This is a genomic window from Saccharopolyspora sp., assembly GCF_017434145.1.
GTDB lineage: Bacteria > Actinomycetota > Actinomycetes > Mycobacteriales > Pseudonocardiaceae > Saccharopolyspora_C > Saccharopolyspora_C galaxeae.
The window spans coordinates 1-12,020 of sequence record NZ_JAFRFW010000837.1; the positions used below are offsets into that span (position 1 = coordinate 1).

The following is a 12,020-nucleotide window of genomic DNA, read 5'->3' on the forward strand; positions in this document are numbered from 1 at the left end:
CGCGTTTTTCGCGGTCGTCTTCATTCAATCAGCCCTAGACAAGCTGGTCGACCGCGACGGCAACATTGCGTTCTTCAGCGATCACTTCAAAAACAGCCCGCTGCCGACCGCGGCGGTGCCGCAGTTCCCGGAGCAGGAGACCAACGCGGCGCGGGTGCGCGACCTCGGGCTCGGGCGGTGGCTCGACGCGGCAGAGCTCGACCCGGGGTCGCTGCGGGCGGCCGTCGAAGACGTTGCCGAAGACGCGGACGTGCGGGCGAACCTCGCGTGGATGCGGCAGGTGATCGCCGAGAGCGGCGGTGCGGCCGCAGCCGCCGACATCGTGGAGAGCCGGCTCTGATCGCATCGGTGCGTACCGGCGCGGGGCAGCGGGTAACCGCGAGGTCGTGCGGGGGTTCACGAGCATCGCGCTGGTCGCGGTCGGGTTGGGTGCGCTGACCGGCTGCGGCGGGACGGTGCTGGAGTCCGCCAGCGGTGGCCCAGCGGGTGCCGCGGGGACCATCGGCACCAACGAGGGCGTCGGGCAGATCAAAGTCCGCAACGTGCACTTGGCCGCCACCGAAGCGGGCTATCCGCCTGGTTCCGCCGCACCGGCCGAGCTCTTCCTGATCAATAACGGGATGCGGCAGGACGCACTGGTCGGAGCGCGTTCCCCGCAAGCCGAACGGGTCGAGCTGCGATGGGACCGGGGCTGCGACGGGCAGGCCGAACCCGTGCCGCAGATCCCTGTCACCGCGCAGGGCACGGTCCCGCTGGCGCCCGGCCAGCCCGAGTCGGCCACGCCGTACCGGCTGGAGGTCATCGGGTTGGAGCGGGTGGCCCGCCCGGGAACGACGTTCCCGCTGACGTTGACCTTCGCGCAGGCAGGTGACGTGCGCGTGGACGCGAAGATCCAAGCCACCCGCGACGGCGACAAGCCCCCGCCGCACCCGTGCGCGGCACCGCCCGGTCCACCGGCGACCGCGCCACCGCCTCCGCGAACACCGCAGGGCAGGGAATTCACCGCGCAGGGCACGGTCCAAGCCGGTCCCCGGCCGGACTGCCGGCTGCTGACCGGACACGGCAGGCCGTACATCCTGGTCGGCGGCGATCCGGCCGTGGTGCGGCCGGGAGCCGAGATCACCGTGCGCGGTTCTCCGGTACCTGAGCTGCGCACGCCGTGCGGCCACGGCACCACGCTGCACGTGCTGCAAGCGATGCCGAGGTGACGGCGCAGCACCGGCGGGATCACCCCAGCGGGATCACTGCGGCGGGTTCGCGCACGACGGGTTCAGCAGCTTCTGGATCTCCGGAGTCCGCATGTTCTCCTTCGTGACCAGCGTCGAACCGGTGTCGGTGGCCGGGCTTTCGCCCGGCAGCCTGCGAATGTCGGTGATCGCCGACTGGACCGAGGAATAGCCCATCTTGAACGGGTTCTGCGCGATCAGACCGGTGATCACGCCGTCCTTCAACGACTCGATCTGGCCTTCCGAGGTGTCCCACCCGATGATCTTGACCTGGCCGGCCTTGCCCGCCTGCCGAACCGCCTCGGCCGCGCCCAGCACGCTCGGCTCGTTGCCCGCGTAGATCCCGTTCAGGTCCGGGTTCGCGGTCAGGATGTCCTGGGTGACCTGCAAGGCGGTGTTGTAGTCGCTGCTGGAGGACTGCCGCGCCACCAGCTGCAGGCCCGGGTTCTTCGCCAGCCCGCGCTCGAAGCCCTCCGCGCGGGTCTCGTTCGTGCTGGTGCCCGGCAGGAACTCGATGAACGCGACCTTGCCGCGCCCGCCGAGCTGGTCGGCCAGCAGCTGGGTGCCCTGCTCGGCGGCCTGCACGTTGTTCGTGGCGTAGACCGGCACGCCCGGCGGCTGCGGCGTGGTGCCGGAGTCCATGTTCACCACCGTGGTGCCCTGCTGCAGAGCCGACTCCGACACCTGCGCGAGCGCTTTCGCGTCCGTGGCGGCATAAACCAGACCCTGCACGCCCTGGGCGATGGTGTCCTGCAGCAGGCTCTGCTGACCGCTGACGTCGTCCTCCGAAGTGACGCCGTCCCAGTAGACGTTGACGTTCGGATGTTTCGAGGCCGCGCACTCGGCGCCGACGCGCACCTGCTCCCAGAAGTCGAACCCGATCGCCTTCGGGATCACCGCGAGCCGGATCGCGCCGCCCTCCGCGGCGGCCGTCCCGCTCGGCCGGTGGATCCGCACGCTGCAGCCCGACGCGGCCAGCAGCACGACCAGGCACAGCAGTCCCAGCAGCTTCTTCATCGCCGAACCCCTCACCCGACGTCCCCGGCGAGCTTGCGGCGCTGGTACCGGTCCCACCACACCGCGAGCCAGATGATCACGCCGATCAGCACGTTCTGGTAGAAGGTGCCGATGTTCAGCTGCACCGCACCGTTGCGGATGACCGCAACCAGGAACGCGCCGATCAGCGAACCCAGCACCGTGCCGCGCCCGCCGAACAGGTTCGCCCCGCCGATCACCACGGCCGCGATCACGTCCAGCTCCAGGCCCTCGCCGAAGTTCGGCTGACCCGAGTTGATCCGCGAAGCCGCGATCATGCCGCCGAGCCCGGCCAGCATCCCGGACAGCACGTAGACCCAGGTCGTGTGCTTGCGCACCGGCACGCCGGACAGCCGCGCGGCCTCCGAGTTCGAGCCCATCACGTAGGAGTAGCGGCCCAGCCGGGTGCGGGTGAGCACCAAGTGCCCGAGCACCGCGACCACCACGATCATCAGCACCGGGATCGGCACCGGACCGATCACGCCCTGCCCGAGCAGGCGGAACGACTCCGGCGCGCCGAACACCGCGACCGCGCCGGTGCTGATCAGCACCAGACCGCGGGCGACGCTGAGCATCCCCAGCGTCGCGATGAACGGCGGCAGCCCCACCGTCGACACCAGCAGGCCGTTGACCAGGCCCGCGGCCGCGCCGACCACGAGTCCGCCGAGGATGCCCACCAGCGGGTTGAAGCCGAAGTCGGCCATCAGCATCACGCCGAGCACCCCGGACAGCGCGGCCACCGAACCCACCGACAGGTCGATGCCGCCGGTGATGATCACCAGCGTCACGCCGACCGCCATCACCGCGTTCACCGAGGTCTGCGACCCCAGGTTGAACAGGTTGTCCGCGGTCAGGAACGACGGCGCGATGATCGAGAGCACCACGAACACCACGATCAGCGCCCCCGCAGCGGCGACCTGCGAGATCGCTCCGGAGAAGCGGTCGGTCAACCCGCCGAGCAGGCCACCGGAGGCCGCACCCCCGCTTTCCGATCTGTCCTCTTCGACCGGCGGCTGCCCGCCAGGCCCGGTCGGCGACTGCTCGCTCACTGGTCCTCCCTCGCTCCGGTCGCCAGCGCCACGATCCGTTCTTCGGAGAACTCGGCGCGCTCGAGCTCACCGGTGATCCGCCCCTCGCGCAGCACGAGGATCCGGTCGCACATGTTCAGCAGCTCCGGCAGGTAGCTGGAGATCAGCACGACCGCCTTGCCGTCCACGGCCAGCGCGTCCAGCTGGCCGAACATCTCCGATTTCGCCCCGACGTCCATGCCGCGGCCGGGCTCGTCGAACAGCAGCACCTCGGCCTCGGTCTGCAGCCAGCGCGCCAGCACGACCTTCTGCTGGTTGCCGCCGGACAGCGCCTGCACCGGGCGGCCGATGTTCGGCACCCGGATCCGCAGCCGGTCCCGTTCCCGTTGCGCGACGCGGCGTTCCGCGCCCAGGTCGATCAGCCCGCCCGCCATCGGCAACTTCGCCAGCGTGATGTTCTTGTCCACGCCGAGCTGCAGCGCCAGCCCGTCGGACTTGCGGCTCTCGGTGAGGTAGCCGATGCCCGCGGCGATCGCGTCCGCCGGGCCGCGGATCTTGAGTTCCCTGCCGTCCAGCTCGACCGAGCCGGAATCCGGCGGTTCGGCCCCGAACACCGATCGCGCCAACTCGGTGCGCCCGGCACCCACCAGCCCGGCCATGCCGACGATCTCGCCCGCGCGCACCTCGAACGACACGTCGCGCACCGCCGCGCCGCGGGACAGCCCGCGCACCCGCAGCCGCACCTCGCCCGGCTCGGTGTGGGTGCGCGGGTAGAGGTTCTGCACGTCGCGGCCCACCATCAGCGCGACCAGCCGCGACTCGTCCAGCTCGGCCACCGGCCGGGTCGCGACCACCTCGCCGTCGCGCAGCACCGTCACGCGGTCGCCGATCTCGAAGATCTCGTCCAGCCGGTGCGAGATGTACAGGACGCCGATGCCGTTGGCGGTGAGCTCGCGGACGATGCCGAACAGTTCCGCGGTCTCCTGCTCGGTCAGCGTCGCCGTCGGCTCGTCCAGGATGAGCAGCTTCGCCTCGACCGCCAGCGCCTTCGCCAGCTCCACCCGCTGCTGCTGCGCGGTGGAGAGCTTGCCCACCGGCCGCGCGGGATCGACGTGCAGCCCGACCCGCTTGAGCAACGCCCGCGCCTGCTCGCGCTCGGCGCTGCGGGAGATCCACCCCGCGCTGCCGGGCTCATGCCCGATGAACAGGTTCTCCGCCACCGACAGGTCGGGGGCCAGCGCGAATTCCTGGTGCACCATCGAGATCCCGAGCCTGCGCGCCGCGGCGGGGCCGCGGAAGGACACCGGCCGGCCGTCGACCTCGACGGTGCCGGAGGAGGGTTCCTCGACCTGCGCCACCAGCTTCATCAGCGTCGACTTGCCCGCGCCGTTCTCACCGGCCAGCACGTGCACCTCGCCCGCGCGCACGTCCAAGTGGACCCCGGAGACCGCGACCACCCCGGGGAATCGTTTGCTCACGTCGTCGAGCCGCACCAGCACCGGCGCCGCCGACCCCTCGGAACGCGACACGGTGTGCCTCCCTCGATCATCGTTGATCAGGTACCGCCACTGCGGTGCGCCGGAGCATACTCACCGCGGCACTGCGCCGGAAGAGTTGCGGCGAACCCGAGTAACCGATTACCAGCAGCCCTCGCGAACGCACTCGGCGGGGATCGCGACAACGCCGGTGTCCGAATCCGTAAGCTGGCCCCCGCCACCGAGTCATCGAGGGGGACTTGAAGTGCAGCCGTTGCTGGCAAGCGATCCCGCCAAGGTCGGGGACTACCGCCTGCTCGCCCGCATCGGTGGCGGCGCGATGGGCGCGGTGTACCTGGCGCGTTCCCGCGGCGGCCGCGTCGTGGCGATCAAGGTGGCCCGCCCGGAGCTCGCCGAGGACGCGGAGTTCCGCGAACGGTTCCGCCGCGAGGTCGACATGGCCCGCTCCGTCGGCGGGTTCTGGACCGCCGCTGTCGTCGACGCCGAACCGGACGCCGAGCAACCGTGGCTGGCCACCGAATACGGGCCCGGCCCGACGCTGCACAGCGCGGTCTCCGACCACGGCGCGCTGCCCGAGCCGACCGTGCGCAGCCTCGCCGCCGGGCTGGCCGAGGCGCTCAGCGCGATCCACCGCGCCGGGCTGGTGCACCGCGACCTGAAACCGGGCAACGTGCTGCTGGGGCCGGACGGGCCGCGGGTCATCGACTTCGGCATCTCGCGCGCGGTGACCAACAGCGCGCTCACCGCCACCGGGATCTTCCTCGGCACGCCGGGGTACTTCTCACCGGAGCAGACCACCGGCAGCGACGTCGGCCCGCCCAGCGACGTGTTCTCGCTCGGCGCGGTGCTGGTGTTCGCGGCAGGCGCCGCCGGGCCGTTCGGCTCCGGCAGCGCACCGGTGATGCTGTACCGGGTGGTGCACAACCATCCGGACCTGAGCGCGCTGAGCCCGGGCCTGCGCTCGCTGCTCGGCCCGTGCCTGGCGAAGGAACCGGCCGAGCGGCCGACGCCGGACCAGCTGCTGGACGCGATCGGCGCGACGAGCCCGCAGGGCGACAACTGGCTCCCGCCCGCGATCAGCGCCGTGATCAACGAGCACACCACGCAGCTCAAGCAGGCTTCCGAGGCGGCGTTCGAGATGCCGCTGCCGGGTGGTGCCGCCCAGAACGGCGGCACGGCTCAGAGCAGTGCTGCCCACCAGGGCGGCAACCGAGGAACCGCATTCGCGCAGCCGCCCGGCGGGCAGGCCGTGCCCGGCTCGGCCGCGTTCCAGGCCGGCACGCCGTCGAACCCCGGCTCACGACCGCGGGGTGACTGGTCGGCCGCACCGCCGCAGTCCCGGAACCCGAACGCGGGGGCCGCGCCCGCCGCGCAGACCAAGCGGCCGCCCGCCCCGAAGGCTCCCGAACCGTCGTTCCCGTCGTCGGTGCCGCGGAAGGTTTCCGCGAACACCCCCGGACCGGTGTTCGTCACCGGCGGTCGCGGCGGCGCGCTGCTGTGGGCGGTGTTGATGTTCGTGGTAGCGGCCGGCGCTTACACGCTCGGCGACGAAGTCGCCGGCAACCCGGTACCGACGCTGGCGTTCCTGCTGTTCTTCGTCAGCGGTCTGCTGTCGCTGGCCAAAGCCGTGCTGCCGGGCCTGCGGCTGAAGGTCAACACCGACGGGCTGCGGATCTCGCGGGCCGGGCTGGCGCGGGAGATCCCGTGGCACGAAGTGCGCCGCGTCGGCATCGTCGGCAAGGGCAAGAGGCAGGCGTTGACCGTGTGGCTGGCCGAACACGCGCCGCCGCAGCGCTGGCACGCGTGGCACCCGGTGCGCCGGATGCACGGCGGGGTGCAGATGTTCCCGCTCGGCGCGACCGGCGGGCCGATCACGCGGCGGCAGGAGACCCACCGGGTGCGCGAGGCCCTGCAGCAGTACGGCCGCGGCACCTACGACCGCCGCTTGAGCTGACGGTCACTCGGCCCGCGGCGGAACCGGCAGCACGCACGCCGGAGCCGGGGTGGGCACCGGATCGCCCAGCGTCGCGAGCTCGCCCGAGTCCGAAACTTCGAAAGCCTGCACCGTTTCGCTGAGCTGCCCGGCCGCGTACAGCACCCCGCCTTCCGGCGACAGCGCGATGTGCCGCGGACCGCGCACGCCCGCGGGCACGAACCCGAGCGGCTCCAGCTCGCCGGTGAACACCGCGATGCTGTCGTGGCCGCGGTTGGAGGCGAACACGAACCGGCCGTCCGGGGAGACGACCACCTCCGCGGCCAAGTTCTCGTCGGTGTGGCCCGCGGGCACCAGCGGTCGCGGGCGGCCCGGCTGCAGCTCACCGGTCTCCGGGTCGTAGGCCAGCGGCACGATCGTCGAGTCCAGCTCGTTGACCAGGAACGCGCGCTCGCCGTCCGGGTGGAAGGCGAGGTGCCGCGGCCCGGCGCCCGCCTGCGGCGAGACCTCGTGCTTGAGCGCCATGTGCCCGGTGTCCGCGTCGAAGGCGTACACGTACACCGCGTCCGTGCCGAGGTCTGCGGCGAGCACGAACCGCCCGTCCGGCGACGGCAGGATCTGGTGCGCGTGCGGGCCTTCCTGGCGCTGCCGGTTGGGGCCCTGGCCGCTGTGCTCGACGGCGTGGCACGCCTCCCGCAACGCCCCGCGCTCGCCGACCGGATGCACCACGACGTTGCCGGAGAGGTAGTTCGCGGTCAGCACGTAGCGCCCCGAGGGGTGCACGCTCACGTGGCAGGGCGCTGATCCGTGCGTGGGCTGCGAGTTGACCTCGGTGAGCCGGCCGTCCGCGCCCACCGCGAACGCCACGACCCGTCCCCTGGCCAGCTCGTTGACCGCGTACAACGCCGCGCCGTCCGGGGACAGCGCCAGGAACGACGGGTCGTAGCTGTCGGCCACGCTGTCGGTGCACCGCAATCGCCCGGTCCCGTCGGCGTGCGCCAGGCGGATCCCGTTGGCGGCGGATTCCGGGCCGGTGTAAGCGCCTAGGTAGACCCGGTAGTGCGCGTCTTGCGGCATCGGCGACCTCCACTCGTGGGTGCTCTCCGCGCGGACTCGCGCCGACGGAGGCCTCGGGGATCGCGCCCGGACATCCGATCATCGACGCTGGGTCATCGACGGTACACGCGGTGTTCATCCGCGTTCGCCCGACCGTAGCCACCGCGTGCCGTCCCGCACAGGTCCGCCGGACCTACGGCCGCACGACGCGTGAACGTTTCACGCCGGAGCCGAAGTGCGCAACGATCAGTCGCGTGAAGCAATGCTGCGCGGCTGAAACGAAGGCGTCGGGCGGCATAACCTGAGCGGCATGACTTCCGCTTCGACCGACACGCCTGCCGCCGCCGGGGCTTCGGGCGCCTCCGACGTCTCCGGTGCCGCCGACATCTCCGGCGCTTCGGGCGCGGCCGAATACCTCCGGCTCGACGAGCAGTACGGCGCGCACAACTACCACCCGCTGCCGGTGGTGATCGCCGAAGCCGACGGGGCGCGGGTGACCGACGTAGAAGGTCGCCACTACCTGGACTTCCTCGCCGGGTATTCCGCGCTGAACTTCGGGCACCGGCACCCGCGGCTGGTGGCCGCGGCCACCGAGCAGCTCGGTCGGGTCACGCTCACCAGCCGGGCGTTCCACCACGATCAGTTCGGGCCGTTCTGCCGGGAACTGGCCGAGCTCACCGGCACCGAGCGGGTGCTGCCGATGAACTCCGGGGCGGAGGCCGTCGAATCCGCCATCAAGATCGCCCGGAAGTGGGCGTACGAAGTCAAGGGCGTGCCCGCGGAGCAGGCCGAGATCGTCGTGGCCGGGGGCGGCTTCCACGGCCGCACCACGACGATCGTGTCGTTCTCGACCGACGAGTCCGCCCGCGGCGGCTTCGGGCCGTTCACGCCCGGGTTCCGCATCACCCCCTACGGCGACGCGGCGGCCGTCGAAGCGGCGATCTCCGAACGCACCGCGGCCGTGCTGGTGGAACCGCTGCAGGGCGAGGCCGGTGTGGTCGTTCCGCCGGAGGGCTACCTGAAAGCGGTGCGGCGCTCCTGCGACGAGCACGGCGCGCTGCTGATCGCCGACGAGATCCAGTCCGGGCTCGGCCGCACCGGCGAACTGCTGGCCTGCGAGCACGAGGGGGTGCGGGCCGACCTGTACACGCTCGGCAAAGCGCTCGGCGGCGGCATCCTGCCGGTTTCCGCGGTCGTGGGCCGCGATGACGTGCTCGGCGTGCTGCGGCCCGGTGAGCACGGCTCGACTTTCGGCGGCAATCCCCTGGCATGCGCGGTCGGGCGCGAGGTGGTGGCGATGCTGGCCACCGGCGAGTTCCAGCGACGCTCCCGCGAACTCGGCGCGCACCTGCACGCGCGGCTCGGCGAACTCGTCGGCCGCGGGGTCACCGAGGTGCGCGGGCGCGGGCTGTGGGCGGGTGTGCAGCTCGCTCCCGGCGGCCCGACCGGCCGGGAGGTCAGCGAAGCCCTGGCCGCGCGCGGCGTGCTGTGCAAGGAAACCCAGGACACCACGCTGCGGATCGCACCCCCGCTGGTGATCGGCCGCGACGAGCTGGACACCGGCCTGGACGCGATCAGCGAGGTGCTCCACCAGGAGTGAACGGACCGCTGGTCCCAATAGATCGGGCGAAGAGGCCGTTCACTCGGAACTCAGGATTTGACGATGTCCCTGGATAGCGAAGTGAGACGGCTCAGCGCCCGCAGGTACTTCTTGCGGTAGCCGCCGCGCAGCATCTCCTCGGTGAACAGCCCGGACAGCGGCTCGCCGGAGACCCGCACCGGGATCGCCCGGTCGTAGAGCCGGTCGGCGAAGGCCACCAGGCGCAGCCCCACCGTCTGGTTCGGCGCCGCGTGCAGACCGCGCAGGTGCACGGTGCTGACGCCGTCGACGAGCTTGCCGTACTTCGACGGGTGCAATCCGGCCAAGTGCGCGCAGAGCTCGTCGAAGTCGTCCAGCGTGGCCCCTCCGACCGAGTCGGCCTGCTCGGCCAGCTCCGCGTCGTCGGCCGGTTCCGGCGGATCCGGCAGCCCGCGGTGGCGGTAGTCCGGCCCGTCCACCCGGACCACGTCGAAACGCTCGGCCATCGCGTGGATCTCGCGCAGGACGTCGGCAGCGGCGAACCGTCCCTCGCCGAGCTTGCCGGGCAGCGTGTTCGAGGTGGCCGCGACGTGCACGCCCGCTTCGGTGAGCTTCGCGATCAGCTGGGTGACCAGCATCGTGTCGCCCGGGTCGTCGAGCTCGAACTCGTCGATGGCCAGCAACCGGTGCTCGGACATCCGCCGCACCGTCTCGCTGAACCCCAGCGCGCCGACCAGGTTGGTCAGCTCGACGAACGTGCCGTAGGACTTCGGGCCGGGCACCTCGTGCCACAGCGAGGCCAGCAGGTGCGTCTTGCCGACGCCGAAACCGCCGTCCAAGTACAGGCCCCGCTTGGCCTGCGGGCGCTTCCCGCCGGACTTGCCCGTCTTCTGGCCGAAGAGCGTTCGCCACCACGAGCCGCCTTCGCCGGCGGCCGCGACCCGGCCCGCGAACTCGCGGCAGGCCGCTACGGCCTCGGCCTGGCTGGGCTCGTCCGGGTTCGGCACGTAGGTCTCGAACCGGGCCTCGTCGAACAGCGGTGGCGGAGCCATCGCGTCGATCAGTTCGTCCGGGCTCAGCTCGGGGCTGCGGTCCACGAGGCGCGCGGCGGTCATGCCGCCGACTCTATAACCGGTGTCGGACCGGTGACCGGTGGCAGTGCTCACCCCCTCGGCGCTGCGGGTCCGGCCGATCGGGCGGGCGTCACCCGTGTTGGGATGGGCGGGTGCAACGCCTCTGGCCTCCCGAACAGCGGTCCCCCGACGAGATCCCGGCCGCCGACCTCGAAGCCTGCTACGCCTACCCGGCCGACCGGCCGTGGCTGCGGGTCAACTTCGTGTCCAGCCTGGACGGCGCGGTGACCGTGCGGGGCAGTTCCCGGGGGCTGTCCGCGCCCGCCGACCGGCGGGTGATGGCGCTGATCCGCAGCCTCTCGGACGTCGTGCCGGTCGGCGCGGACACCGCGCTGGTCGAGGGCTACCGCGGGGTGAAACGGACCGAGGTGCGCAGCGAGCTGCGGTCCCGGCGCGGGATGCCGGCGGTGCCGCCGATCGCGGTGGTGGCCCGGCGCTGCGCGCTGGAGCCGGACTCGCTGCTGCTGACCGACACGGTCGTGCCGCCGATCGTGGTGACCTGCGGCTCCGCCCCGGAGTCCCGCCGCGCGGCGCTGGCGGACGCGGGTGCCGACGTGCTCGTCGCAGGCGACGAGACCGTGGACCTGCCCGCCGCCGTGACGGCCCTGCACGAACGCGGGCTGCGGCGCATCGGCGGCGAAGGCGGGCCGACGCTGTTCGGCGACCTCATCGCCGACGACCTCGTCGACGAGCTGTGCCTGACCATGTCCCCGCTGCTGACCGGCGGGGACGCAGGCCGCATCGCGCACGGTGCGCCGATCGCGGCGCGCGGGATGCGGTTGGAGTCGGTGCTGCACGCGGAATCGCTGCTGCTGTTGCGCTACGGGAGACTGCGGGAGTGACCGAGCGGGTCGACACCGACCGAGACCTGATGGGCGCCGCCCAGCGCGGCGACGGAGTTGCCTTCGACGAGCTGGTCCGCAGGCACACCGCCGCCATGTACCGCGTCGCCTACCGGATCCTCAACGACCGGGCCGAGGCCGAGGACGCCGTGCAGGAGGCGTGGGTCTCGGCGTGGCGCTCGCTGCACCGCTTCCGCGGGGACGCCGCGCCGACCACCTGGCTCTACCGCGTGGTGACCAACGCGGCGCTGGCGCAGGTGCGCAGGCGCAAGCCCGCGGTCCCGATGGACGTCAGCGACGAGTCGGTGAGCCATCTGGTCTCCGACCGGGATTCGGGCAATCCGGAGGACCACGCGATGCGCTCCGAGGAGGCCGGCCGAGTGCACCGTGCCATCGCGACCCTCGAACCGTCGCAGCGCGTGCCGCTGGTCCTGCGCGAGTTCGAAGGCATGTCTTACGAGGAGATCGCCGAGGTGCTAGAGGTGAACGAGGCGGCATTGCGATCACGGTTGCACCGCGCGCGGCTGGCCCTGGTGGCGAGGTTGAAGGAGATGCACCGTGAGTGAGTCCTCCCTCGACGCCGACCAGCACTTGGCCTGCGGCCACACTGTCGGCGAACTCGTCGAGCACCTCGCCGGGGACGCACCGCCGGAGTTCGCCGCGCACGCCGCGAGCTGCCCGCACTGCCAGGC

At 72.0% G+C, this 12,020-nt stretch carries 10 protein-coding genes and 1 pseudogene; 6 read left to right on the forward strand and 5 right to left on the reverse strand.

Annotated features, from left to right (window positions below):
* Both IJH84_RS22725 and IJH84_RS22730 read left to right on the forward strand, forming a co-directional pair.
* Window positions 1-340 (forward strand): annotated as a pseudogene (locus tag IJH84_RS22725) (hypothetical protein); the annotation flags it as partial.
* A 46-nt stretch (window positions 341-386) separates the two neighbouring features.
* Window positions 387-1,208, forward strand: a complete 822-nt coding sequence (locus IJH84_RS22730; protein WP_295148812.1) for a copper chaperone PCu(A)C — start codon at window positions 387-389, stop codon at window positions 1,206-1,208.
* Window positions 1,209-1,241: 33 nt separating this feature from the next.
* Here IJH84_RS22730 and IJH84_RS22735 read toward each other — a convergent pair whose 3' ends face one another.
* From IJH84_RS22735 to IJH84_RS22745, 3 genes are read right to left on the reverse strand one after another with little or no spacing between them, the layout of a single operon-like run.
* Window positions 1,242-2,243 (reverse strand): substrate-binding domain-containing protein, encoded by a 1,002-nt coding sequence (locus IJH84_RS22735; protein ID WP_200071323.1) that lies wholly within the window; start codon window positions 2,241-2,243, stop codon window positions 1,242-1,244.
* A gap of 11 nt (window positions 2,244-2,254) precedes the next feature.
* A complete protein-coding gene (locus tag IJH84_RS22740) occupies window positions 2,255-3,310 on the reverse strand; it encodes an ABC transporter permease (RefSeq protein WP_295148816.1) in 1,056 nt (351 codons plus the stop codon).
* Complete coding sequence (locus IJH84_RS22745) at window positions 3,307-4,818, reverse strand: sugar ABC transporter ATP-binding protein (protein ID WP_295148818.1); 1,512 nt, start codon at window positions 4,816-4,818, stop codon at window positions 3,307-3,309. Before IJH84_RS22745 ends, IJH84_RS22740 begins: the two co-directional genes overlap by 4 nt.
* A 211-nt stretch (window positions 4,819-5,029) precedes the next feature.
* On the opposite strand from IJH84_RS22745, the gene IJH84_RS22750 reads away from it, so the two are divergent.
* Window positions 5,030-6,739, forward strand: coding sequence for a serine/threonine protein kinase (locus IJH84_RS22750; RefSeq protein WP_295148820.1), 1,710 nt, complete (start codon window positions 5,030-5,032; stop codon window positions 6,737-6,739).
* A gap of 3 nt (window positions 6,740-6,742) precedes the next feature.
* Here the strand turns inward: IJH84_RS22750 and IJH84_RS22755 are convergent, their stop codons facing one another.
* Entirely contained in the window at window positions 6,743-7,795 is a 1,053-nt protein-coding gene (locus IJH84_RS22755) for a lactonase family protein (RefSeq protein ID WP_200071320.1), read from the reverse strand.
* Window positions 7,796-8,084: 289 nt separating this feature from the next.
* Here IJH84_RS22755 and rocD point away from each other — a divergent pair, with 289 nt between their 5' ends.
* Window positions 8,085-9,374 (forward strand): ornithine--oxo-acid transaminase, encoded by a 1,290-nt coding sequence (rocD, locus tag IJH84_RS22760; RefSeq protein WP_295148825.1) that lies wholly within the window; start codon window positions 8,085-8,087, stop codon window positions 9,372-9,374.
* Window positions 9,375-9,424: 50 nt separating this feature from the next.
* Here rocD and zapE read toward each other — a convergent pair whose 3' ends face one another.
* A complete protein-coding gene (gene zapE, locus IJH84_RS22765) occupies window positions 9,425-10,468 on the reverse strand; it encodes a cell division protein ZapE (RefSeq protein WP_295148828.1) in 1,044 nt (347 codons plus the stop codon).
* A gap of 110 nt (window positions 10,469-10,578) precedes the next feature.
* On the opposite strand from zapE, the gene IJH84_RS22770 reads away from it, so the two are divergent.
* Both IJH84_RS22770 and IJH84_RS22775 read left to right on the forward strand, forming a co-directional pair.
* Window positions 10,579-11,328, forward strand: coding sequence for a pyrimidine reductase family protein (locus tag IJH84_RS22770; RefSeq protein ID WP_295148831.1), 750 nt, complete (start codon window positions 10,579-10,581; stop codon window positions 11,326-11,328).
* Complete coding sequence (locus tag IJH84_RS22775) at window positions 11,325-11,894, forward strand: sigma-70 family RNA polymerase sigma factor (protein WP_295148834.1); 570 nt, start codon at window positions 11,325-11,327, stop codon at window positions 11,892-11,894. Before IJH84_RS22770 ends, IJH84_RS22775 begins: the two co-directional genes overlap by 4 nt.
* Window positions 11,895-12,020: the final 126 nt, after the last annotated feature.

Coding starts and splice junctions, on each gene's coding strand:
- IJH84_RS22735 (WP_200071323.1), bottom strand. CDS start 2,243: ATGAAGAAGCTGCTGGGACTGCTGTGCCTGGTCGTGCTGCTGGCCGCG.
- IJH84_RS22755 (WP_200071320.1), bottom strand. CDS start 7,795: ATGCCGCAAGACGCGCACTACCGGGTCTACCTAGGCGCTTACACCGGC.
- rocD (WP_295148825.1), top strand. CDS start 8,085: ATGACTTCCGCTTCGACCGACACGCCTGCCGCCGCCGGGGCTTCGGGC.
- zapE (WP_295148828.1), bottom strand. CDS start 10,468: ATGACCGCCGCGCGCCTCGTGGACCGCAGCCCCGAGCTGAGCCCGGAC.